This is a genomic window from Sphingomonas sp. 2R-10 (assembly GCF_030062225.1).
Lineage (GTDB): Bacteria > Pseudomonadota > Alphaproteobacteria > Sphingomonadales > Sphingomonadaceae > Sphingomonas.
Genome location: NZ_JASCXF010000011.1, coordinates 76,861 through 98,894, shown reverse-complemented (window position 1 = coordinate 98,894; position 22,034 = coordinate 76,861). Strand labels below are relative to the sequence as shown.

Genomic DNA, 22,034 nt, shown 5'->3' with positions numbered 1-22,034 from the left:
CGGCAGGGCGATGCGGGTCACGGGCAGCGGCTTCGCCACCGGTTCGCCCGGAGCGGCGACGGTGACGACCGGCGCCGCCGCTTCGCCGGCGATCGGCTGGCGGACCACGGAGGCGTCGGCCGGTGCCTGCGCCGTCACGCCGGGCGCCGGCGGGAGCGATGCGACTGGCTGGGCGGTGGGCTGCGCCGGTGGGGCCGCGTCCCCGGCGACGACGGGTGCCGTCGCGGCGTTCGCGGCGTTCGCGGCGTTCGCGGCCGGAACGCGGTTCGGAGCGGCGGTGCCCGCCATCCTGTCGTTGTCCGCCCCATCGGCGACCGGCTGGCGGAAGCCGCGCACGGGCGTCGCGGGGATCGTGGTGGCGCGCGGAGTGGCCGGCGCGACTGCGACCGGTGTCGTCATCGCGACCGGATCGAACGGACGCAGCGGCGCTGCGGGGCGCGGTCCTTCGACGGCAACCGCCGGCGCTGCACCAGCCACGACGTCCGCCAGCGGCTGGCGAAGGATATCGTCAAGCACCTGCCCGTCGCTCGCCAACGTCGGTATCGCGGCGCTTGCCGGAGCTGGCCGGACGGTCATCTCGACCGGCTGGTTCGCCGACGCGCTGTGCGTCGAGGCCATGCTGGCGCGGGACGAAGGCGCTGCGCCGATGGTCGCGCGCGCAGCGATGGCCGGGTCGGTCGCGAGGGCGGTGACGTCGTCGGTCGACACCTGCTGCCGCACCGGCGGCACGGCATCGCGTAGCGTGCTGACGGACGCGCCGGTCACGGGGATCGACGTCCGCTGCCCGGCGGCAACCGGCATCGGGGTTGCTGTGGCGGGTGTGGCCGGACGAACGATCCCCTCGGCGTCGAACGACATTGCTTGCGGGGAAGCCGGTACCTGCGCCGGCGGAGCGTCCGCGGTCGCGCCATCCCCCTGCGGCGGAACGACGACATGCACCGGGACGATGCGTTCCGCCGGCAGCGGGGTGATTTGTCCGATGGCGGGCTGCACCTGTGCCGCCGCCATCGCTGCGGCGGGACGCGATGCGGGCAGCGTCCGGGTGCGCTGCGCCGCGTTCTCTGCGGCCTGCGACCCGATCGGCATGGCGTGCGTCGGGACGGCAGCCTCCGGCGCGCGCGTGGCGGCACGTTTTTCCGTCCGCATCGGCGTCGCCGGATCGCTGGCGACGACCGAACCGTCCTGAAGGATCGTCTGCGCCGGCGGCAGCGGGGCAGGCTCGGGCGCGACCGGGGGGACCAGGGCCGGAAGCACGGCGTTCCCGGCCATCAGCTCCGCCGGAACGACGGTTTCCGGCATCGGCATGCACGCCGGCGGCGGCATGGCTTCCGCATCGGTCGCCACGGCATCGTCGGCCTCGGCCTCGACCGGCCGTTCGCGCGGCACGTCCGCCTCCGGCTTCCGTCCGCGTGGCACGGGCAGGGCGAAACGCGGCGGTGGCGGCAGGACCGGTATGGCGGGCGTTGCGGTTTCGGGCGGCGGGGCATCCTCGTCGGGCAGCAGCTTGGCCAGCGTCGCCACGGCCGCAGCCGCCACCGGTACGGCGACCTTCGGGCCGGCCGTTTCCGCCGGCAGCATCGACACCGCCTCGGTCGCAGAGACCGGCAGCACCGGCGTCGCATCGTCCGGCACGGCGACCGGCAAGGCGTTGCCGGGCAGGGCAGCGATCTGCCGCACCGCCGGCGCCGCGTTCGCCGCCACCGTCTCGGCAGGTGCCATTCCCGCCAGCAGCGCCGCGAAACCGGCCGTCGGCTGGCCGAGGACCGGCATCGCCTGCATCGCAAGCGGGGAGGTGGTGCTGGTAAGGGCGGAGAGCAGCTGCATGGGTCGATCCGTCAAGCGTTCGACCGGTCGATCAGCAAGGATCGTGCCGATTTGGCCGGCGTACCGGCGGCGCATTCTCCATCGCGCGCAATTCGCGCAAGGCGCGGGCGGCGTGCGCGCGGTCGAGCAGCTTTTCGACCGCGCTCTGGTCGCGCCTTGCCGCCATCGTCGCCGAGCGTGCGCGCACCAGCCCGTCATCGGCCTGCGCCACGCGACGTTCGACGACCTGCGCCGTCGCGTGCAGCTTCTCGCGATAATGCGCGGCGGCGCCCAGCGTCTGCGCGCTGGCGCTCGGCGTCGGTACCGGCGACACGGCGTGCGCCAGGTTGAGGATGCGTTCGCGCAGCGCGATCTCGTCCGCCACGCGCGCGGCGGCGCGGGCTTCCTCGGCCTGGGTCAGGTTCAGCTGCATGGTCCGCACGCGCAGCACGCGGGCGAGGCGTTTGGCCTTGTCAGACACCGAACACCCCCACCAGCTCGGCGACGGCATCGTCGAGCGACACGATCTCGTCCGAATCCTGCTTCACATATTCCATGACGGCGGGATGGGCGGCCAGCGCGCCGTCGATCGCGGCATCGGTGCCGGGGCGGTACGCACCCATCAGCACGAGGTCGCGATTTTCCTCATAGGTCGCCAGATGCCGGCGCAGCACGCGCGCGGCGGCAAGGTGCGGCTTGTCGGCGATGTCGGTCATCACCCGGCTGACCGACGGCCCCAGGTCGATCGCCGGATACACCCCGCGCTCGGCCAGTTGCCGGCTGAGCACGATATGCCCGTCGAGGATCGAGCGTGCGGAATCGACCACCGGATCGCTGTTGTCGTCGCCATCGGCCAGCACGGTATAGATCGCGGTGATCGACCCGCCGGTGCGCACGCACGTCCCCGCGCGCTCGATCAGCCCCGGCAGCATCGCGATGGCGCTGGGCGGATAGCCCCGCGCGGAAGCCGGCTCGCCCAGCGCCAGCCCGATCTCGCGGCCGGCATGGGCGACGCGCGTCAGCGAATCGATGATGAGCAGCACCTTCTTGCCCTGTTCGCGAAACGCCTCGGCGATCGCGGTCGCGCGCAGCGCGCCACGGATGCGCAGCACCGGCGAATGGTTCGCGGGAACGGCGACCACGACCGACCGCGCCCGCGCATCGCCCTTCAGCTTCGTTTCGAGGAAGTCGGACACCTCGCGGCTGCGCTCGCCGATCAGGCCGACGACGATCACGTCGGCCTTGGCGGCGCGGACCATCATGCCCAGCAGCACCGACTTGCCGACGCCCGACCCGGCCATGATGCCGACGCGCTGGCCCTGGCCGATGGTCAGCAGCCCGTTGATCGCGCGCACGCCGACATCCATCGGTTCGAGGACCCGGCCCCGGTCCAGCGGCGACTGGATGCGTCCGGCCAGCGGCCAGCGGCCGGCACCCCGGATCGGCCCCTTGCCGTCGATCGGCTTGCCCGCGCCGTCGACCACCCGGCCCAGCAGCGCGTCGCCGACCTCGGCCTCGCCCGGCTTGTCGCCCGGCCGCACCAATGCGCCGGGGAGGAGGGGGGCAGGCCCGCCCAGATTCATCATCAGCGTCCGCCCGTTGCGGAAACCGATCGCCTCCGCCTCGATATGGCCGCCGTCGCCGGTGCCGACCTGGCACACGGTGCCGACCGGCAGCGACAGCCCGACCGCTTCCATCAGCAGTCCGTCATAGCTGGCGAGCCGCCCGGCCACGCGTGCGCGCGGGCGGAAATCGGTGGGGGCGAGGGCGTCGATGTAATCGCCCGCGAATCGGTTGAGCATCAGTTGGGCACCGGTACGGTTTCGATCGCCGCGCCCAGCTGTTCCAGCCACAGCGACGGCCCGTCCTCGACCACGGTCGAGGCGGATTCGAGGATGAAGCCGCCGCGCTCGACCTGGGCGTCGGCGACCGGGAACACCGCCTTGGGCAGCTTGCCCTCGACCAGCGCGATATCGGCTTCGTGCATCCGCAGGATCGCCGATTCGGCACCGTCGGCCAGCAGGTCGGCGGCGGCGTCGATCCGGTCGATCAGGTGGTTGGCCGACACGCCGACCTCGCCGACGATCTGGCGGACCAGCGTCAGCACCGTCTGGCGCAGCCTGGTCGCCATCGCCTCGCGGTCGACATGCGTCGCGGTGCCCAGCGCCTCGGCAAGGCGCGCCAGCAGCGCGTGGTCGCGCGCGGCGTCCGACTTGCTGGCGGCGGCCGCGGCGGCAAGACCCTCCGCATAGCCGGCGGCACGTGCCTCGGCCACCGGATCCAGCGTCGATGCGACCTCGTCGACCACGGTCGAGAACGGGTCCCACCCCTCGGTCGGGTTGGCATCCGGATCGGCCGGACGGAAATGCTTCGGGCCGCCCGCCGCGGCGCTGCCGCCGAAGTCGCCCGGGCGCACCGGCATCACGCCGGTCGCCGCGAACGGATCGGGCGTGCCGAACGCGCGCGCGAGGATGTCGGCGGCGGCGACGTGCCGGCTGGCGAAGCCCGCGACGAAGCCGCTGGCGGTGGCGGGGGCGCTTTCAAACATAATCGTCGTCGCCGCCGCCCATCATGATCGTCCCGTCCTTGGCCAGCTGGCGCGCCACGGTGATGACGCCCTTCTGCGCATCGAGCACCTCGGCCAGCTTCATCGGCCCGCGCGCCTCCATCTCGTCGCGAATGCCGTCGGCGGCGCGTGCCGACATGCAGCCGAGGAACCGCCCGCGGGCCGCCTCGTCCACGCCCTTGAGCGCGCGCACCAGCATGTCGCTGTCGACGTTGCGGATCAGCACGCCCAGATTCTTGTCGTCCATCTCCAGCAGGTTGTCGAAGACGAACAGCTGGTCCTCGATCTGCCGCGCGATGTCGCGGTCGATCTTGGCCAGTTTCGGCATGACCCGCGTCTCGGTCGCCTTGCGGCCCGACGACAGGATCTTGGCGGCGTCCTTGGCTCCGCCCAGTTGCACGTTGGTGCCGCTGGTCCGCCCGGTCATCCGCCGCGACAGCATCGACTTCAACGTTTCGATCGCCTCGGCGGTGATCGGGCCCAGCTTGGCGATGCGATGCAGGATCTGCGGCTGCGACGCTTCGGGCAGCCCTTCCAGCACCTGCGCGGCGATGCCCGGCTCGAGGTTGGCGAGCAGCACCGCGGCGATCTGCGGATGTTCGTCCTTGATAAGGCTGACGATCTCGGCAGCGTCCATCCAGTCGAGCAGCTCGATAGCGCAGGCGGTTTCCACCGGGGTGATCCGCGCCAGCACGCTCTCGGCCTTGGCGGCACCCAGCGCCTTGTTCATCACCATTTCGATGTGCGGGCGCGGGTCGAAGCCGACGGTCGTACGGTCGCGGGCCTTTTCGACGAAGTCGTCGAGGACCACGGTCACCTCGTCCTCGCTCACGTCGGCGACGGTGAACATCGCCTTGCCCAGCTGCTGGACCTCTTCGGGGTCCAGCTTCTGCAGGATCGCGGCGGCTTCCTCGTCGCCGACCAGCATCATCAGGACCGCGGCGCGCTCGACGCCGCTATGGATGCGGGTGGGGGCGTTCACTGCTTGGCATCCGACTGGATCATGTCGCGCACGGCCAGCGCGGCGCGCGCCGGATTGTCGCGGGTGAAGCCGCGGACCAGCCCGACCCGGTCGTCATAGCTGCGCGCGCTCTCCAGCATTTCCATGCTCACCTGCTCGGGCTGGCTGCCCGATGGTTCGGACGGGGCGGGGGCGGCCAGCGCGGCGGCCTGTGCGGTGGCATCGGCCTCGCGCCGCTTGTTGATCGCCTTCACCATCGGGCGGACGCCCATGAACAGGACCAGCAGCGCGATGATGAGCGCGGTGCCGTTGCGTGCCGCCATCGGCACCCAGTCGGCATCGTACCACGGCCGGGCGACCTCACCGGGCACCGCCTCGGGCGAGAATTTGCGGCTGATGACGGTCACCGTGTCCTGGCGCTGCTGGTTGTAGCCGACCGCCGCCTTCACCAGGTCGTTGATCTGCTGGATCTCGGCCGGGGTGCGCGGCTTGGCGCCTTCGGGTTCGCGCAACAGCACGGCGACCGACAGGCGACGGATCGATCCAGGCGCGGCGCGGGTCACCGACACTTCCTTGCCGAGGTCATAGGCGCGGTTGAAGTTCTCGCTGGTCTTGACCGGCGGGGTGGCGCCGGGCGCGGTGCCGGGCTGGACCGTCGCGCCTGCCGGACCCGGCGTCGCGGTCGCCAGCGTCGATGCGGCGGGCGGCGTGTTGCTCAGCGCGCCGGGGATGCCGCCGGGGGTCGTCTCGCCCGGGGTATTGCCCTGCCACGTGCCCTGCTCGGCACGGACCACGCCCTGCTTGTCATAGCTTTCGCGCGTCGCCTGGCTCTCGTCCAGATCGACATCGGCCTGTATCTCGGCCGAGAAGTTGCCGGCACCCAGCAGCGGGGTGAGCAGCGTGGTGAGCTGCGCGCGATACTTGTCCTCGATCCGGCGCTGATAGTCGATCCGCTCGTCCGACAGGGTCGATCCCTCGCTGCCGTCGGTCGGCTTGCTCAGCAGCGCGCCCATCTGATCGATGATCGTCACCTGATCGGCCTTCATTCCCGGCACCGAGCTGGCGACGAGGTTGACGATCGAACGGACCTGCGCCTGGCTGAGGCTGCGGCCGGGTTCGAGGCGGACGATGACCGAGGCGGAGGGCTGGGCGTTGTCGCGCACGAACACCGACGATTCGGGCATCGCCAGGTGGACGCGCGCGTCGGCGACCGATTCGATCTCGCTGATCGACTTGGCCAGTTCGGTCTCGCGCGCCTGGCGCAACCGCTCGCCTTCGACGGCGCGCGAAACGCCCATCGGCAGCTGGTCGAGGATCGCATAGCCGCCCGGCGCCGCCTTGGGCAGGCCCTGTCCGGCCAGCAGGATGCGCGCGCGGTGGTAATCGTCCTCGGCGACGGTGATGCCGCCCGAATCGTCCACGCTGCTGCCGATCTTCGCCGCGCCCAGCGCGTCGACCACCGCCTGCTTGTCGCTGTCGGGCAGCTGCGGGAACAGCACGCGCTGCGGCGGCGTCGCCAGCGCCATCCACGCCAGTGCCGCCGACAGGACGAGCCCGACGATGAAGATCATCGGCAGGCTGCGCCTGACCGCAGGGTTCTTCATGATACCGCCGATCTGCGTCAGCGGATTGGCGAAGCGGGCGGGGGCCGCAGCGGCGGGAACGCCGCCTGCACCGGTGGTGGCGAGTGCGTTTTCCATATCAGACCGGCATGCTCATGATGTCCTTGTAGGCGGACAAGAGTTTGTTCCTGACCTGCATCGTCGCCTCGAAGCCGACCGATGCCTGCTGGCGCGCCATCATCACCTTGGCGATGTCCACGGTCTCGCCGCGTTCGTACATCGCCGACAATTCGCTCGCCTTGTTCTGCTGCGCATTCACGCCCTTCAGCGCGTCGCCCATCGCGTCGGCGAAGCTGGTCGGCTTCGCCGGTTCGGCCGGCACCGGGGCGGCCGCGACCTGCGCGTTCGCCTTGGACAATGCCTGGTTGCGCTCGAGGATCTGGGCGCGCAGCGCCATCACCCGGTCGATGCCCATCGCACCGCCGACCCCGCCGACGCCGCTCATGCCGACGCCGCCATCGACTGGGCCGCCGGAGCCTGCCCGAGCAGCTCGCCGGCCTCACGCGCCTTGGCGAGGCGGTAGCGCAGCGTGCGCTCCGAAATGCCCAGCCGCCGCGCGGTCTCGATCCGGTTGCCGCCGCATTCCTCCAGCGTGCGGCGGATCGCCGCGAACTCGTGGATCTGGACGATGTTGGTCAGCGTGCCGGCCACCGGCTCGACGCTGCGCAGCGCCGGGGCGGCATTGGCGTTGGCCGCGCTTGCCCGGTCGAACACGATGTCGTGCGCCTCGATCCGGTCGCCCATGCCCAGCAGCAGCGCGCGCTGGATCACGTTCTCCAGCTCGCGGGCATTGCCCGGCCAGTCGTGGCGCACCAGCATCGCCAGCGCCTCGTCCGAAATCCACGGCAGCGTCTGGCGCATGCCCGCATGGCGCACCACCATCGCGGCGGCCAGCGCGGCGACGTCGCCGGTGCGCTCGTTCAGCGCGCGGGTGGTCAGCGGAAACACGCTCAGCCGGTAATACAGGTCGGCGCGGAAACGGCCCGCCGCCACCTCGTCCTGCAGGTCGCGATTGGCGCAGGCGACGACGCGGACGTCGACCGCCTCGGCCTGGGTCGCGCCGATCGGCACCACCTCGCGCTCCTGCAACACGCGCAGCAGCTTGGCCTGCAACGCCAGCGGCAGCTCGGCGATCTCGTCGAGCAGCAGCGTGCCGCCATGCGCCGCGCGGAAAAAGCCTTCGCCCGCAGCGCCTGCGCCGGTGAACGCACCCTTCACATGGCCGAACAGCATCGCTTCCAGCATGGTTTCGGGCAGCGCGGCGCAGTTGATCGCGACGAACGGGCCGTCGGCGCGGGCGCTCTCGGCATGGATGGTGCGCGCCAGCACTTCCTTGCCGGTGCCGGTCGGGCCGTTCACCAGCACGGTGATGTCGGCGGCGGCGACGCGGCGGGCCAGCGCCTGGAGCGCGAGGCTCTCGGGATCGGCCGCGACCGCCTCGTGCCGGCCGCACAGCAGCGCGGCGGCAAAGGCATGGGCCAGCTCGGTATCGGCATGGGAATAGGACAGGCGGGCGGGGCGACCATCGGCGAACGGCGTAGCCGACGCCGGACCGTCGGCCAGCACCAGCGTACGCGCCGCGATCGGCGGCACTTCGCCTTCCATGACCAGGAACACGTCGCCCGGCCCCGGCTTCTGCCCGGCATTGGCGAGGGCGAAGCCCTGCGCACGCAGCGACGAGACCAGCGTGAACTTGGCGCCAAGCACGGCAGCGGATGGATAGATCGAGCGCATGGTTTCGGACATTCCCCCTGAACGGCACCCTTTTGCCGGCAAATGGTTAACGCCCGGTAAAATGACCGCCGATTCGGCTCTGTACTCCGCGTACGTACCCTCGCGCGCGCGAGCCCTCCGAAAATCCGGAATTTTTCTGCTTAATCCGGTCCGGTGCGTGCCGTTTCTCCGGGCAGCAGCTTCGTTCCCGCACGCTTCAAAGGGGGGATCGCGGGGCGCTTGAAGCCAGACCGGAGGATACATCAATGACCGTTATCGGATCCAACATCGGATCGCTGCGCGCAGCCAACGCCTCGACCGCCGCCAATGATTCGCTCAAGGCGTCGATGGAGCGCCTTTCGACCGGCAAGCGCATCAACTCGGCCAAGGACGACGCCGCCGGCCTCGCCATCGCCAGCCGCATGACCAGCCAGATCAAGACGATGGCCGTCGCCGCGCGCAACGCCAATGACGGCATCTCGATGGCGCAGACCGCCGAAGGCGCGCTGGGCGAAGTAACCAACATGCTGCAGCGCATGAAGGAACTCGCCGGCCAGGCCGCCAACGGCACGCTCGGCAATTCCGAGCGCAAGTCGCTCCAGTCGGAAGTCTCGCAGCTGACCGCGCAGATCAACGACATCTCGAACAAGACGAACTTCAACGGCATCAACCTGCTCGACGGTTCGGTGAAGAGCGTCTCGCTCCAGACCGGTGCGCAGGCCGGCCAGACCACCTCGGTCAGCCTCGCCAACACCTCGGCCACCGCGCTCGGCCTGAACGGCTACCGCGTCGAAGGCCAGGCGACCACCGGCCGCATCAGCGCCGCGACGGTCAACGCCGGCGACATCCAGATCAACGGCAAGAACGCGTTCAGCGCCAACCTGACCGCCGGCACCGCCGAAACCACGGCAGCCGCGATCAACACCAACACCGGCCAGACCGGCGTGTCGGCGACCGCGTACAACACCCTGTCGGGCGGCCCGATCGCTTCGGGCGGCGTGACCAGCACGACCGGCTTCTCGATCGCGGTCGGCGGCGGCACCGCCGTCAACGTGACCGGCGCGAACGGCCAGGAACTGGTCGACAAGATCAACCGTGACGTGGGCGGCATCAGCGCGCAGCTCGACAGCGAAGGCAAGATCGTCCTGTCGAACGACACCGGCAAGACCATCGTCATCGCCGGCGCCGATGCGGGCAAGGCGGGCTTCACCGCCGGCACCTATGGCGGTTTCGTGGCACTCAACAGCTCGGATGGCCAGCCGATCGACATCAAGCGCGGCACTTCGGGCGATGCGACCGACCTGACCGCACTGGGCCTGAACGAAACCTCGACGACCGACGCGGTCAAGGGTTCGGCCGTCGGCTCCACCGCGCTGGCCGTCACGGACGACGTGAAGATCAACGGTGTCGCCATCGGTGCGTCGAACGATGCCTCGGCCGCTTCGAAGGCCGCCGCGATCAACGCCACGTCGAAGGACAGCGGCGTGACCGCGACCGCGACGACGACGGCCACCGTCGCCCTCGACTCGTCGAAGATCGTCGCCGCCAACGAACTGACCATTAACGGCGCGACCGTGACGCTCAGCGATGTCGACGGCACGACCGGCATGTCGATGTCGGACGTGGTCAAGAACATCAACGACGCCGGCATCAGCGGCCTGGTCGCGTCGAGCGACAAGGACGGCAACCTGATCCTGACCTCGTCGACCGGCAACGACATCACGCTGAAGGACGGCGCGGCCGGCACCTCGGCTGGCCTCGTGATCGGCATGAAGGGCGATGACGGCGGCGCCTCGACCGGCACGATCGCGGCCGGCCTGACCCTGCGCGGCCGGGTCGAGCTGAAGTCGGACTCGGGTGCGGAAATCCGCGTCGAAGGTTCGAGCGCCTCGCTCGCCAAGGTCGGCCTCGCTGCCCAGGGCGGTGCGGAAAGCATGGTCGGCGGCGCGCTGAATGTCTCGACCCAGGCGAATGCCTCGGTCGCGATGAACGCCATCGACAAGGCGCTGGACAAGGTCTCGTCGATCCGCGGCGACCTCGGTGCGGTGCAGAACCGCCTGCAGGTCACCGTCAACAACCTGACCACGACCTCGTCGAACCTGCAGGAAGCCCGCAGCCGCATCGAAGATACCGACTTCTCGTCGGAATCGACGGCGCTCGCCAAGGCGCAGATCCTCGGCCAGGCCTCGACCGCGATGCTGGCGCAGGCCAACCAGTCGCAGCAGGGTGTGCTCAAGCTGCTCGGCTAACCGTTTCCGGAGGCCGCCGTTCCCCCTTTGAAAGAAGGCGGCGGCCCCGGACCTCCCGGCAACGGGACGAGCCCCCGGCGACCGAGGTCGCCGGGGGCTTTCGGCGTTTCCGGAAAGCGGGCAGGCGGACTCTATACATAGGGCGCTGTGCGGAGCGGGCGTGCGAGATCCGAAATCCTCCCCGCCCCGCGGGGAAGGGGACCATGCGCAGCATGATGGAGGGGCGTGGCCGCAGGTGAAACACCAAGGGCAAGGACGACGGGGAAAACTTCCCGTACCCCCGCGCAGGCGGGGGCCAGGGCCAGATTGAACTGCCGTTGCGATCGGTACTCTGTGCCCCCGCCTGCGCGGGGGCACGAGACGTCCGCCAAACTCCAACCCAAACTTCAACTGCGCGACGAGCAAGGCGTGGTGGAAAATGACCAAACCTCCCCGCAGGCGTACCCCGGCGCAGGCCGGGGCCCAGTCGGGGGGCGTATCCCCTCAATCGACAGCGCATCCCGACTGGACCCCGGCCTCCGCCGGGGTACGCCTGCTGGCGAGGCAACCGATGGCGTCCATCGGACCGCACTGATCCGTCACCATCCGCCACCACATCCCGTCGCCCCAGCGCAGGCCGGGGCCTCCCGCGGGGAGGCGCGCAACTGCGCCACCACCGGAAGCAACCGACCCGCTTTCCTACAACCCACCCGCTACGCTAGCATCCGCATCCCGCTCTTTCCCATCGCCAAATCCCTGTCGTTCGCCGCCCCGCCACACCCGCGCACAACAATGCGCACGAGTGTGACCTTTGTGACCTTTGCCCACGCAAAGACGGGGCCGGACCCTCGTCCGACCCCGCCCAGGCCGCCAACAGACCCGCCGGCCGCCTTACCCGGTAGCCCGCGCCAGCGCCCGTTTCAGCTTCTCGTGCGCCGCCTTCTTGATCTGGCAGATGCGCGCCGCACCGACGCCCAGCACCTGCCCGATCTCCTCGAGGTTGAGTTCCTCGACATAGTAAAGCTGGATGACCTGCGCCTCGCGCTCGGGCAGCGCGGCGATCGCGGCGATCAGCGTGCTCCGCAGCTCGCCTTCCGCCAGCGCCTCGAACGCATCGGGGCCGTCGTCCATGAACCACGGCGCCTCGTCGGTATAGACGTCATCGATCGAATCGAACTGCACCGACTGGACGTCGGCATAATCGACGCGCAGCCGCCCCAGCGGCACGCCCAGCCGGTCGGCGATCTCGGCCGGCACCGGCGCGCGGCCCAGCTCCTGCGTCAGCACCGACACCGTCTTCGCATAGTCGCGCCGCCGCTTCATCGCGCCGCGGCTGATCGTCGCCTGTCGCCGCAGCTCGTCGATCATCGCCCCGCGCAGCCGGGTCGCCAGATATTGCTCGAACGTCACCGTGCCCCGATCCTCGAAGCCCGGTACCGCCTCGACCAGCGCGACGAGGCCGACCTGCACGAGATCCTCGACATCGACCATCGTGCTCATATGGCCGTGGACGTGCCACGCGATGCGGCGGACCAGCGGCAGGTGGCGGCGCACGATCGCGTCGCCGTCGTTGGGCCTCGCGTGACGGGTATAGACCGGCACGCTCGGTTCGGGCTGGGGAAAGAAGGGGGCGTTCATGCGGGAATGGCCTCCGGGGCACCGATGACGGCGACGACTTCGACTGCCTTGTCCTCGGGAACCTCGAAGAAGCTCATCACCGGGGTGTCGGGCAGGCAGGTCTTGACGAGCTTGCGGATCGCGACGCGGATCGACGGCTGCACGACCAGCGCGAACGGCTTGGCCTCGGCCATCAGCGGCTGCGCGGCATGGGTCAGCGCGTCGACGATGCGGCGACCCAGATCGGGTTCGATCGCGTGGCGGCCGCTCGGGTCGCCCCGCATCGCCTGCCCGAGGATCGCCTCCAGCTGCCCCTCCAGCGTCATGACGCGTAGCGGCTCGCGCACCCCGCACAGCTTCTGGATGATGAGGGCACCCAGTTCGGGCCGGATCAGCTCGACGATCTCGTCGGCGTCCTGCGTGCGCTGGGCGACGACGACGATCGCGGCGGCGATGCGGCGGAATTCCTTGAGCGTGATGTTCTCGGCCAGCAGCGCGCGCAGCACCTGCGTCAGCGTGGTGAGCGACAGCGGGTTCGGGCACAGGGCGGCGACCAGATTGGCAGCGCGGTCCTTCAGCCCGTCGAGCAGCGACTGCACCTCGTCCGGACCCAGCAGTTCGGTCGCGTTGGTCGTCAGCACATGGTTCAGATGGGTGGCGATCACCGTCCCGGCATCGACCACCAGATAGCCGGCGCCGGTGGCGGCATCCGAATCGCCCGGATGGATCCATACCGCGTCGAGGCCGAAGGTCGGGTCCTTCGCCGCCTTGCCGTCGAGGAATCCGCCGACCGCCTGGCCGGTATCGAGCGCCAGCATCTCGGTCGCCGACGCCATGTCCTCGCCGACGACGACGCCGCCGATCGAGATGCGATAGGTGTACGGCGCGAGGTTGATGTCGTCGCGCACCTTCACCTGCGGCACGACGAAGCCCAGTTCCTTGGACAGCTGGCGGCGGACCCCGGTGATCCGGCTCATCAGCGGCGCGCCCTTGCGCTCGTCGACCAGCGGCACGAGGCCATAGCCGATGTCGAGCATGATGTGGCAGGTGTCGCTGACCTCGTCCCAGCCGATCTTCGACAGGTCGGTCGGTTCGGCCAGCGCCTCGACCGGCGGGGCGGGGGGCGGTGCGTTCTTCTGCTTGGCGAGCTTCCACGATGCGAAACCGGCGATGCCCGCGGCGGGTGCCAGCACCAGGAACGGCATGCCCGGCAGCATCGCCAGCAGGCCGAGGATACCGGCGACCGGCGCCCAGGTGCGGTGCGATGCGAACTGGCTGCCGATCTGTCCGGCGAGGTCCTGTTGCGAGGTGGAGGTGACGCGGGTGACGATGGCGGCGGCGGCGATCGACAGCAGCAGCGAGGGCACCTGCGCGACCAGCGCGTCGCCGATCGCCAGCAGGACATAGGTCTGCGCCGCTTCGCCGACCGCCATCTGGTGGCTGACGACGCCGAGGATCAGGCCACCGACGATGTTGATCGCGAGGATCAGGAGGCCTGCGACCGCATCGCCCTTCACGAACTTCGACGAACCGTCCATCGCGCCGTAGAAATCGGCTTCGGCGCCGGTCTCGATGCGCTTGTTGCGGGCTTCGTCCGGGGTGATGAGGCCGGCGTTCAGGTCGGCGTCGATCGCCATCTGCTTGCCGGGCAGCGCGTCTAGGGTGAAGCGCGCCGACACTTCGGACACGCGGCCGGCACCCTTGGTCACCACGATCATGTTGATGATGATGAGGATCGAAAAGACGAAAAGACCGACGACATAGTCGCCGCCGATCAGGAAGGTGCCGAACGCCTCGATGACATGGCCCGCCGCCGCTTCGCCCTCATGCCCGTGGACCAGCACGACGCGGGTCGACGCGACGTTCAGGCCGAGGCGGAACAGCGTCGCGAACAGCAGCACCGTCGGAAAGGCGGAGAAGTCGAGCGGCTTCTGCGCGTTGAGCGCCACCATCAGCACCGCGATCGAGATCATGATGTTCATGACGAAGAAGATGTCGAGCATGAACGCCGGGATCGGCACGACCATCAGCAGGACGAGCAGCAGGATCGCGCCGGGCAGCGCCGACTGGCGCATCGCGGGCAACAGGCTCTTGGGATTGCTCAGGATCGCCTGCATCACGCGTTACCCAGATTGGCGAGGATCGAATAGGCGAGCCGCGCGGACTCCGGGGTCGGGCGGTAGAGCGAGGCCATCTGCACCGGGTTGGCGGTCGCATCGCCGCTGCGGCTGCGCACGACGTTCAGGTTGGCGAGCGTCGTGGTCAGCCACGCCTCGTCACCGCCCTGCGCCTCGTTGCCCATGATGACGTCGCCGCCGAAGCCGTTGAGCAGCACGGCGGGCTGCTGCATCCGGTTGACCGGAAAGCCGCCCGGGACCCCGGCGCTGTCGACGCCGCTGCCGCCGCCGGCCTTCGCCCCGCGGTCCAGCTTGGTCGCCATCCTGTCATAGATTTCGGCGAGCGAGCGCGGCTGGCCGCCGGCACCGTAGAAGATCGAGCGGTTGGCGCGCGCCGCGGCGGGGAACATGCCGGCGGCCGAACGGTCGGGATTGTTCTGCATCGTGGTCAGGAACTGGCGCGCACCGCCCAGCCCCAGGAAATGCGCCATGTACAGGTCGGTGCCGGTCGCGCTGCGGCCCAGCGCGCCTTCCAGCGCGGCCTTGTTGTCGGCGGCGTGTTCGGCGGCCATCAGCGACGATGCCTGCGGGTCGTTGCGCAGCTGGAGGATCGCGTGGCGGGTCGCGCCGTCGGCGACGTAGTAGCGGCCGTTGCTCCCCTGGCGGATGCTGTCAGACGCCCATTGCATCCCGTGTTCGGCGCCATGCGCCTTCACCACGCCCAGCCAGCTCTGTTCGACGAACTGGTAGAGGCCGGTGGCGGAGGAGGTCCCGGCGCGGGCATTGGTCTGCAGGCCGCTTTCGACCTGCGCCTGCCCCAGCAGGTAATTGAAATCGACGCCGGTCCGCGCGCTCGCCTTCGCGATCGCGCTGTGGACATAGGATCGGGCTTCTACCGGAACGACACTCATCGGGCTGTGCTTTGCTTCCCCTGTTCAGGAATGCTCACAGCAAGCTGCGTGCCAGTTTGGGATCGGGTGCCGTTCAACCAACCGTTCGTGCTGAGTAGGGGCTGAGCGCAGTCGAAGACCCGTATCGAAGCACCTGCCCCGAACGATCCTTCGATACGCCCCTTCGACAAGCTCAGTGGCTACTCAGGACAAACGGACGGGCCGGGTTCCGGAGGTAGTTGGGCCTTACCGATACGCCGCCGCGGCCATGCGCTGCGGGGAGGCGGCAATGCCTGGCCGGTAGGCCGGCAATCCGTCGCCGCCTGCCAGCTGGTCGATCCGCCGGCGGACATTGGCCGCCATCAGGTTGACGTAGATGCGCGCGGTCTCGTTCAGCCGCTGCGCCTCGCGCGCCAGCGCCTCCAGCTCGGCGTCGAGCGGCAGGTCGTCATTGGCGGCGACCGCCTCGATCCCCTGCAATTTCATCGCCGTCGCGGTTTCCAGCGCGGTAATGTCGTTCGCCTGCAACGCCGCGATCTCGGCATGAAGGCTGTCGATCACCCGGATCAGCGCATCACGCCGGTTCATTGCTGTTCCAATCGAGTTTCAGGGCGATCAGCCGGTCGGCGATGGTGGCGGGGGACAAGGGGAAACGTCCTTCGGAAATCGCCTTGCGGATCGTCGCGACGCGGTCGGTATCGACCGGTGGCGACGCCGACAGCGTCTTGGCGGTGGTGCCGCCCGACAGGAGTTCCACGCCGCTCCTGGGCGCGGCGACATCCTGCGGAGCCGCTGTCTGGCCCGTGCGTGCCTGTCCCTCGGTCCGCGCGACACCGCGCCCCCCGATCGACGAAACTAGCCTTGATCCGACTGCATCCACCATGTCCCCGTCCTTCGCGAACTGCTGACATGGGGAGAAACGGCGGGCGGCCGGACTTCTTTAGCAAAAAGTTACGGGCCATGAATTTTTCCGTAGGTAAGCCGGTACCGCCCAGAACCCGCTCTTTCGCGAGCTTTCAGACAGCGCTCTCAGCGCGTGAAGCCGGGCAGGGCGGCGCGTCCCGATTCCAGCGCGACCGCCTGGATCGGCGGCTTGGCCGGATCGACCTTCACCATCAGCCGCCCGCCGACCGGCGCGTCGCCCATTGCCACCCCGTCGCGGGTGATCGAGAAACCGGCCGCGCCGGCTTCGACCATGATCGGGTCGCCGCGGCGGATGACGGGCTCGGGCTTGGCCGGAGCAGCGGCGACCGGGGTCGGTGCCGCCCGTTCGGGCATGGCGCGGGTCATGCGGCGTACGGGCACATAGACCTTCCATGCCGGTCCCATGCAGCTGATGACGACCGCGTCCTGCCGGTCGGACAGCCAGCCGAACTGCGGCATCGCGCAGCGCGCCAGCTTCAGCCGCGGATCGACCGGCATCTGCGCGCCGCCGTCCATGCCGATGCTGGCACCGGTGAACTGCACCACCGCCTCGTCGAGCTGGGCGGTCGATTGATAGGTCTGTGCGGCGGCGGGGGCGGCGATCAGGACGGTGGCGGCGAACAGGCTGTGGCGGATCATCGGTCGGCTCCGGTGGAAACGGCAACCGGCGCTTGCCGGTCGGCAACGGCTTGCCGGTCACCGGCAAAGCCCAGGTCGATATGGACGCCGCGCCCGCCGGTACCGGGGGTCGCGAACGCGATCTGCGCCGGCGTCACCGCGCCTTCGCGTACCAGCAGCGCGGCGACGGCGCGCGCGCGGTCGGTGGCGAGGATCGCGGCGCTGCCGGTTGCGGGATCAACGTCCCGGTCCGAACCGGGGCTATCGGTTCCCCCGGTGAGCGTGACGGCGATCCGGTGGTCGGCGGCGGCCTCGCGCACGAAGTCGATGGTATTGGCGGTGCCGCCGGGCAGGGCGGCCGAACCGGGCGCGAAGCCGTCGACCATGGCCCGCTCCAGCGTCATCGGGATCGGTTCGGCATCGAACCCGGCACGGATACCGGCGGTCAGCGCCTGGCGATCGACGGCCTGTGCGGCCTGCAGGAACACGAAGAACCCGACCAGCAGCAGCGAGATATCGGCAAGCGTCGTCAGCCAGAGCGGCCGGCCGGGGGCGGTGTCGAAACGGGTCGTTCTCATTCTGCGGCCTCGCGAAGATGCGGGCGCTCGCGGCGGGCGAGCGCGACGAGGGGTGCCTCCAGTCGGGCGCGTTCGAATGCCTCGGCGCGCGCCAGCCGGCGCAGCCGCCCGGCGATCGGCATGCCGACCAGCGCGGCCAGCAGCGCGCCGTACAGCGTGGACAGCAGCGCGATCGCCATCGCCTGTCCGATCGCCGCGGGATCGGTCATCGCCATGAACATTCGCACCAGCCCGACCAGCGTGCCGATCATGCCCAGCAGCGGCGCCAGCTCGGCGACCGCGCCCCACATGTCGGCGGCGGCAAGGTGCCGTTCGGCGCGGGCGTCGTTGCGGTGGCGCAGCCGTGCGCCGACCGCATCGGGGCCGGCGCCATCGACGATGCCGGCGATCGCGTCGGCGATATCGGGATCGGCGATGCGCGAGCGGTCGAGCGTCATCACGCCGTGCCGTCTGGCGATGCGGTCGAGCTTGGCGACCTGGTCCAGACCGTCCTCGGCGGAAAAGGGCCGGCGCCCCAGCGTGCCGAGCGCCCGCACCGCCCGGCCCAGATCGGCGGGCGGCGTACGGATCAGCAGCGCCAGCACGGTGCCGCCGACCACGAAGGCGGCGGCGACCGGATCGGCATAGGGGGCAAGCACGGACGGCATCATGCCCGCTGCTCTGCAAGGGCGATGCCAGTTTTACGGCGGCAAGCGCTTGCCGGTCGCGCGCGGCAATCCCCCCGGTTTGCCGATTTCCGGCGGGGTTCGGCGAAACTGGCACGCCCTTTGCTGTGATCCCGGGTGATGCGCATCCGGCGCGTCGACTTGGGGTTCGTCCGATGGCCGACAACGCTCTGTTCGGGATACATGGTGCCGCGCTGCAGGTACGCGCGCAGCGCATGGGGATGCTGGCGTCGAACATCGCCAACGCGTCCACCCCCGGATTCAAGGCGAAGGACGTCGACTTCCGCGCGGCGCTTGCCGGCGCGGAACAGGGCGGCAACGTCGATCGCTCGATCGACGGCAACACGCTCTATCGCCGGCCGCTGCAACCCTCGCTCGACGGCAACACCGTCGAACTGGTCACCGAACAGACCGCCTTCGCCGAGAATGCGGTCGCGTACCAGACGACCCTCGCGTTCCTCAACGGGCGCATCTCCACCATCACCCGCGCGCTGAAGGGGGAATAGCCCATGCCCGCACCCATGAGCATCTTCGAAGTATCGGGCCGCGCCATGTCGGCGCAGCTGATCCGGATGAACACCACCGCATCGAACCTTGCCAATGCCGGCGCGGTATCGACGACCGAGGCCGGCGCCTATCGCACGATGAAGCCGGTGTTCCGCACCAGCTTCGATGCGGCCAGCGGGCTGGCGACCGTCGATGCGGCGCAGGTCGTGACCGCGGGCGAGGCACCGTCGAAGCGCCACGACCCCGGCAACCCGCTGGCCGATGCCGAAGGGAATGTGTGGGAAGCCGCCGTCGACGAACCGCGCGAGCTGGTCGACATGCTCGATGCCGCCCGCACCTATCAGAACAACGTCGAGGTGATGTCGACCGCCAAGTCGCTGATCTCCGAAACGCTGCGCCTGGGACGCTGATCATGGCCACTACTTCCGTGCAGAACATTCCGACGGTCAAGGGCGCGAGCGACGCCGCGGCCAAGGCGAAGCTCGGCCAGCGCTCGCTGGGGCAGGAGGATTTCCTGCGCCTGATGACCGCGCAGCTGCAATATCAGGACCCGTTCAACCCGACCGACAACACCCAGATGGTGGCGCAGATGGCGCAGATGTCGTCGCTGTCGGGCATCACCGAGATGACGTCGACGCTCAAGACGCTGGCGGCGCGCATGTCCGACAGCGGGACCAGCGACGCCGTGTCGTGGATCGGCAAGGCGGTGCTGACCGAAAGCGCCACCGCGACCGCCGATACCAAGGGCAACGTCACCGGCGCGGTCGAACTGGACGCCGAAGCGGCACAGGTGAAGGTCGAGATCCGCGACGCGGCGGGCAATGTCGCCCGCGCGGTGTCGCTCGGCGGCCAGCCCAAGGGCCTGGTCGACTATCAATGGGACGGAAAGACCAACGACGGCAGCGCCGCCGGTGCCGGCCCCTATACCATCAGCGTCGCCGCCACCGACAAGAACGGTCAGGTGGTGAAGGCCCGCAACCTCACCTGGACCGGGGTTTCCTCGGTCATGCCCAATGGCGGCAAACCGATGCTGACCCTGTCGAGCGGCGAGCAGGTCCTCGCCGACTCCGTTCGCAAGATCGCCTGAATCCAACCCCTTTCATCTATTTCCGCAGGAGCCTGAGCCAATGTCCTTCTACACTTCGCTGTCCGGCCTGAAGGCCTCGCAGGTCGACATGGCGTCGATCTCGCACAACCTCGCCAACGTCGGCACCACCGGGTTCAAGAAGAGCCGCGCCGAATTCGCCGACGTGATCGCGTCGAACCTCGCCGTCGCGCCGACGCAGATGGTCGGTTCGGGTACCGTGGTGAAGGGCAACCGCCAGCAGTTCGGCGAAGGCAACCTCGTCCAGTCGTCGTCGTCGCTCGACATCGCGATCGCCGGCGACGGCTTCCTCGCGCTCAAGCAGGACCCGACCAAGGAAGGCCTGACCTTTACCCGCAACGGTTCGCTGCGCGTCGATGCCAACCAGTTCGTCACCGATGCACAGGGTGCGCGGTTGCAGGTGTATCCGGTCGACGGATCGGGCAACGTCGTCGCGACGACCCGCGCGTCGCTGAGCGACCTCGTGCTCGCCAGCACCTCGGGCAAGGCCGCCGGCACCAACAACGTCACGCTGGGCGTGAACCTCAACGCGCGTTCGGTCGTGCCGGACACCACGACGTTCAGCCGGTTCGATTCGTCGAGCTACAACGAATCGATCGCCACCACCGTCTATGACGGTGCCGGCAACCCGATGACGATGACGACCTATCTGAAGCGGACCACCGCGCCGGTCGTCACCACGCCGCCCGCGGCCGAGGATCTGTCGAGCACGTGGGAAGCGTACAGCTTCGTCGGCGATCAGGAGATGAAGGTCGGCGCGACCCAGGCCGTGCCGGTCACCTTCGACGCGACCGGCAAGCTGACGACGGCGGTCGCCACGACCTTCGATTCGTTCATGCCGGCCAGCGGCGTGGCGCAGCAGCAGATCACGCTGACCATCCCGACCACCTCGGCCGCGACGACCAAGCCGTTCAAGGTCGGGACCCAGACGCAGGACGGCATCGCCGTCGGCCGGCTGCAGGGCGTGACGGTCAACGAAAAGGGCATCGTCACCGCCAGCTATTCGAACGGCGATACCAAGGCGCTGGGCCAGGTTGCGATGGTCACCTTCTCGAACTCGCCCGGCCTGCGCCAGATGGGCAACAGCAACTGGCAGGCGACCGGCCTGTCGGGCGAACCGACCTTCGCCAGCTCGGGCGAGAACGGCGCCGGCTCGCTGATGTCGGGCATGATCGAGGGGTCGAACGTCGACATCACCGAGGAACTGGTCGGCCTGATCGCCGCACAGCGCAACTTCCAGGCGAACTCGAAGGCGCTCGACACCTCGAACCAGATCACGCGGTCGATCCTCGACCTGCGGGCTTAAGCGCTGAAACTGGCATGACCCTTGCTATGTAGCGAGGGTCATTCTTGGGAGGTTTCGATGGACCGGCTGGTCTACACCGCAATGTCGGGGATGCGTGGCCACATGGCCGCGCAGGCGACGATCGCGAACAACATCGCGAACGGCTCGACGATCGGGTTTCGCGCGGACAAGGTGGATTTCGAGCAGCTGCTGCTGAAGGGCAGGAACGGCGAGCTCGAAACCCGCTCTCCCTCCTCCGAGGAGGTGCGCGACATGGACCGCCGGGCCGGCGCCGTACTGGCGACCGGCCGTCCGCTCGACATCGCGCTGGAAGGCGACAGCTGGATGGCGGTGCAGGGTCCCGACGGCACCGAAGCCTATACCCGCCGCGGCGACCTGCAGGTTTCTGCCGCCGGCACGCTGGAAACCGGCGATCGCCTGCCGGTCATGGGCACCGGCGGTCCGATCACCGTGCCGCCGTACCAGGCGATCTCGGTCACCGCCGACGGCCGGGTGATGATCGTGCCGCAGGGCGCGGCGCCGGGCACGCCCGATCAGGAGGTCGGCCAGATCAAGCTCGCGAGCACCGCGGGCAGCAATACCGTCAAGGGCATCGACAACCTGCTGCACGTTCGCGGCGGCGGGGTCCTGCCCGGCGACATGACCGCCACGGTGCGCTCGGGCGCGCTGGAACAGTCGAACGTCAACATGACCCAGGCGCTGGTCGACATGATCGAGAACCAGCGGTCGTACGAAGTACAGGCGGGCATGTTGAAGCAGGCGAAGGAGATGGATGAATCCTCCGCCAACCTGATGCGCGTCCAGAGTTAAGGGA

20 protein-coding genes and 3 pseudogenes are annotated in these 22,034 nt (G+C 69.4%); 7 read left to right on the top strand and 16 right to left on the bottom strand.

From position 1 onward, the window contains the following. The 8 genes and pseudogenes from QLH51_RS07190 to QLH51_RS07155 all read right to left on the bottom strand — a co-directional run. Positions 1 to 1,824 (bottom strand): annotated as a pseudogene (locus QLH51_RS07190) (hypothetical protein); the annotation flags it as partial. Between the two features lie 31 nt (positions 1,825 to 1,855). Continuing rightward, positions 1,856 to 2,284 (bottom strand): hypothetical protein, encoded by a 429-nt coding sequence (locus QLH51_RS07185; protein WP_206428742.1) that lies wholly within the window; start codon positions 2,282 to 2,284, stop codon positions 1,856 to 1,858. Continuing rightward, the gene (locus QLH51_RS07180) at positions 2,277 to 3,605 is read right to left on the bottom strand and encodes a FliI/YscN family ATPase (RefSeq protein WP_125654112.1); all 1,329 of its coding nucleotides are present in this window, start codon (positions 3,603 to 3,605) and stop codon (positions 2,277 to 2,279) included. Before QLH51_RS07180 ends, QLH51_RS07185 begins: the two co-directional genes overlap by 8 nt. Further along, positions 3,605 to 4,351 (bottom strand): FliH/SctL family protein, encoded by a 747-nt coding sequence (locus tag QLH51_RS07175; protein WP_125654114.1) that lies wholly within the window; start codon positions 4,349 to 4,351, stop codon positions 3,605 to 3,607. The genes QLH51_RS07180 and QLH51_RS07175 overlap by 1 nt, the downstream gene beginning before the upstream one ends. Continuing rightward, on the bottom strand, positions 4,344 to 5,351 hold the full coding sequence (gene fliG / locus QLH51_RS07170) for a flagellar motor switch protein FliG (RefSeq protein ID WP_125654116.1): 1,008 nt from the start codon (positions 5,349 to 5,351) through the stop codon (positions 4,344 to 4,346). The genes QLH51_RS07175 and fliG overlap by 8 nt, the downstream gene beginning before the upstream one ends. After that, positions 5,348 to 7,030, bottom strand: coding sequence for a flagellar basal-body MS-ring/collar protein FliF (gene fliF / locus QLH51_RS07165; RefSeq protein WP_125654118.1), 1,683 nt, complete (start codon positions 7,028 to 7,030; stop codon positions 5,348 to 5,350). Before fliF ends, fliG begins: the two co-directional genes overlap by 4 nt. A 1-nt stretch (position 7,031) precedes the next feature. Beyond that, positions 7,032 to 7,397, bottom strand: coding sequence for a flagellar hook-basal body complex protein FliE (fliE, locus tag QLH51_RS07160; protein WP_125654120.1), 366 nt, complete (start codon positions 7,395 to 7,397; stop codon positions 7,032 to 7,034). Beyond that, positions 7,394 to 8,686: a sigma 54-interacting transcriptional regulator gene (locus tag QLH51_RS07155; protein WP_125654272.1), complete on the bottom strand. Its 1,293-nt coding sequence runs from the start codon at positions 8,684 to 8,686 to the stop codon at positions 7,394 to 7,396. Before QLH51_RS07155 ends, fliE begins: the two co-directional genes overlap by 4 nt. A gap of 245 nt (positions 8,687 to 8,931) precedes the next feature. On the opposite strand from QLH51_RS07155, the pseudogene QLH51_RS19940 reads away from it, so the two are divergent. Both QLH51_RS19940 and QLH51_RS19935 read left to right on the top strand, forming a co-directional pair. After that, positions 8,932 to 9,339 (top strand): annotated as a pseudogene (locus QLH51_RS19940) (flagellin N-terminal helical domain-containing protein); the annotation flags it as partial. Between the two features lie 1,323 nt (positions 9,340 to 10,662). Next, a pseudogene (locus QLH51_RS19935) lies at positions 10,663 to 10,914 on the top strand (flagellin); the annotation flags it as partial. Between the two features lie 870 nt (positions 10,915 to 11,784). Here QLH51_RS19935 and QLH51_RS07145 read toward each other — a convergent pair. The 8 genes from QLH51_RS07145 to QLH51_RS07110 all read right to left on the bottom strand — a co-directional run bounded on the left by QLH51_RS07145 (position 11,785) and on the right by QLH51_RS07110 (position 18,287). Next, positions 11,785 to 12,531: a sigma-70 family RNA polymerase sigma factor gene (locus QLH51_RS07145; RefSeq protein ID WP_125654124.1), complete on the bottom strand. Its 747-nt coding sequence runs from the start codon at positions 12,529 to 12,531 to the stop codon at positions 11,785 to 11,787. Next, on the bottom strand, positions 12,528 to 14,627 hold the full coding sequence (flhA, locus tag QLH51_RS07140; protein WP_206428744.1) for a flagellar biosynthesis protein FlhA: 2,100 nt from the start codon (positions 14,625 to 14,627) through the stop codon (positions 12,528 to 12,530). Before flhA ends, QLH51_RS07145 begins: the two co-directional genes overlap by 4 nt. Further along, a complete protein-coding gene (locus QLH51_RS07135) occupies positions 14,627 to 15,538 on the bottom strand; it encodes a lytic transglycosylase domain-containing protein (protein ID WP_125654126.1) in 912 nt (303 codons plus the stop codon). Before QLH51_RS07135 ends, flhA begins: the two co-directional genes overlap by 1 nt. 225 nt (positions 15,539 to 15,763) lie before the next feature. Beyond that, the gene (locus QLH51_RS07130) at positions 15,764 to 16,105 is read right to left on the bottom strand and encodes a hypothetical protein (protein ID WP_206428745.1); all 342 of its coding nucleotides are present in this window, start codon (positions 16,103 to 16,105) and stop codon (positions 15,764 to 15,766) included. After that, entirely contained in the window at positions 16,092 to 16,400 is a 309-nt protein-coding gene (gene flgM, locus QLH51_RS07125) for a flagellar biosynthesis anti-sigma factor FlgM (RefSeq protein WP_125654128.1), read from the bottom strand. Before flgM ends, QLH51_RS07130 begins: the two co-directional genes overlap by 14 nt. A 146-nt stretch (positions 16,401 to 16,546) precedes the next feature. Continuing rightward, positions 16,547 to 17,080 carry a flagella basal body P-ring formation protein FlgA gene (locus QLH51_RS07120; protein ID WP_125654130.1) on the bottom strand — a complete coding sequence of 178 codons (534 nt, stop codon included), beginning with the start codon at positions 17,078 to 17,080 and terminating at the stop codon, positions 16,547 to 16,549. Next, positions 17,077 to 17,637 carry an OmpA family protein gene (locus QLH51_RS07115; protein ID WP_125654132.1) on the bottom strand — a complete coding sequence of 187 codons (561 nt, stop codon included), beginning with the start codon at positions 17,635 to 17,637 and terminating at the stop codon, positions 17,077 to 17,079. The genes QLH51_RS07120 and QLH51_RS07115 overlap by 4 nt, the downstream gene beginning before the upstream one ends. Beyond that, positions 17,634 to 18,287: a motility protein A gene (locus QLH51_RS07110; RefSeq protein WP_206428746.1), complete on the bottom strand. Its 654-nt coding sequence runs from the start codon at positions 18,285 to 18,287 to the stop codon at positions 17,634 to 17,636. Before QLH51_RS07110 ends, QLH51_RS07115 begins: the two co-directional genes overlap by 4 nt. Before the next feature lie 170 nt (positions 18,288 to 18,457). Between QLH51_RS07110 and flgB the strand changes: the two genes are divergently transcribed. The 5 genes from flgB to QLH51_RS07085 are packed head-to-tail and all read left to right on the top strand — an operon-like array spanning position 18,458 to position 22,030. After that, positions 18,458 to 18,808 carry a flagellar basal body rod protein FlgB gene (flgB, locus tag QLH51_RS07105; RefSeq protein WP_125654134.1) on the top strand — a complete coding sequence of 117 codons (351 nt, stop codon included), beginning with the start codon at positions 18,458 to 18,460 and terminating at the stop codon, positions 18,806 to 18,808. A gap of 3 nt (positions 18,809 to 18,811) precedes the next feature. After that, a complete protein-coding gene (gene flgC, locus QLH51_RS07100; protein ID WP_125654136.1) occupies positions 18,812 to 19,219 on the top strand; it encodes a flagellar basal body rod protein FlgC in 408 nt (135 codons plus the stop codon). Positions 19,220 to 19,221: 2 nt separating this feature from the next. Beyond that, positions 19,222 to 19,896 carry a flagellar hook assembly protein FlgD gene (locus tag QLH51_RS07095; protein WP_125654138.1) on the top strand — a complete coding sequence of 225 codons (675 nt, stop codon included), beginning with the start codon at positions 19,222 to 19,224 and terminating at the stop codon, positions 19,894 to 19,896. 40 nt (positions 19,897 to 19,936) lie between these two features. Beyond that, positions 19,937 to 21,220: a flagellar hook protein FlgE gene (locus QLH51_RS07090; RefSeq protein ID WP_125654140.1), complete on the top strand. Its 1,284-nt coding sequence runs from the start codon at positions 19,937 to 19,939 to the stop codon at positions 21,218 to 21,220. Positions 21,221 to 21,277: 57 nt separating this feature from the next. After that, the gene (locus QLH51_RS07085) at positions 21,278 to 22,030 is read left to right on the top strand and encodes a flagellar basal body rod protein FlgF (RefSeq protein ID WP_125654142.1); all 753 of its coding nucleotides are present in this window, start codon (positions 21,278 to 21,280) and stop codon (positions 22,028 to 22,030) included. Positions 22,031 to 22,034 lie beyond the last annotated feature (4 nt).

Bases quoted from the DNA above. Each gene is read 5' to 3' on its own strand.
- QLH51_RS07145 (WP_125654124.1), bottom strand. From the start codon at position 12,531: ATGAACGCCCCCTTCTTTCCCCAGCCCGAACCGAGCGTGCCGGTCTAT.
- flgM (WP_125654128.1), bottom strand. From the start codon at position 16,400: ATGGTGGATGCAGTCGGATCAAGGCTAGTTTCGTCGATCGGGGGGCGC.
- fliF (WP_125654118.1), bottom strand. From the start codon at position 7,030: ATGGAAAACGCACTCGCCACCACCGGTGCAGGCGGCGTTCCCGCCGCT.
- QLH51_RS07175 (WP_125654114.1), bottom strand. From the start codon at position 4,351: ATGTTTGAAAGCGCCCCCGCCACCGCCAGCGGCTTCGTCGCGGGCTTC.
- flgB (WP_125654134.1), top strand. From the start codon at position 18,458: ATGGCCGACAACGCTCTGTTCGGGATACATGGTGCCGCGCTGCAGGTA.
- fliE (WP_125654120.1), bottom strand. From the start codon at position 7,397: ATGAGCGGCGTCGGCGGGGTCGGCGGTGCGATGGGCATCGACCGGGTG.
- QLH51_RS07090 (WP_125654140.1), top strand. From the start codon at position 19,937: ATGTCCTTCTACACTTCGCTGTCCGGCCTGAAGGCCTCGCAGGTCGAC.
- QLH51_RS07085 (WP_125654142.1), top strand. From the start codon at position 21,278: ATGGACCGGCTGGTCTACACCGCAATGTCGGGGATGCGTGGCCACATG.
- QLH51_RS07130 (WP_206428745.1), bottom strand. From the start codon at position 16,105: ATGAACCGGCGTGATGCGCTGATCCGGGTGATCGACAGCCTTCATGCC.
- QLH51_RS07155 (WP_125654272.1), bottom strand. From the start codon at position 8,686: ATGCGCTCGATCTATCCATCCGCTGCCGTGCTTGGCGCCAAGTTCACG.
- QLH51_RS07095 (WP_125654138.1), top strand. From the start codon at position 19,222: ATGGCCACTACTTCCGTGCAGAACATTCCGACGGTCAAGGGCGCGAGC.
- QLH51_RS07110 (WP_206428746.1), bottom strand. From the start codon at position 18,287: ATGATGCCGTCCGTGCTTGCCCCCTATGCCGATCCGGTCGCCGCCGCC.
- QLH51_RS07120 (WP_125654130.1), bottom strand. From the start codon at position 17,080: ATGATCCGCCACAGCCTGTTCGCCGCCACCGTCCTGATCGCCGCCCCC.
- QLH51_RS07180 (WP_125654112.1), bottom strand. From the start codon at position 3,605: ATGCTCAACCGATTCGCGGGCGATTACATCGACGCCCTCGCCCCCACC.
- QLH51_RS07115 (WP_125654132.1), bottom strand. From the start codon at position 17,637: ATGAGAACGACCCGTTTCGACACCGCCCCCGGCCGGCCGCTCTGGCTG.
- flhA (WP_206428744.1), bottom strand. From the start codon at position 14,627: ATGCAGGCGATCCTGAGCAATCCCAAGAGCCTGTTGCCCGCGATGCGC.
- flgC (WP_125654136.1), top strand. From the start codon at position 18,812: ATGCCCGCACCCATGAGCATCTTCGAAGTATCGGGCCGCGCCATGTCG.
- QLH51_RS07135 (WP_125654126.1), bottom strand. From the start codon at position 15,538: ATGAGTGTCGTTCCGGTAGAAGCCCGATCCTATGTCCACAGCGCGATC.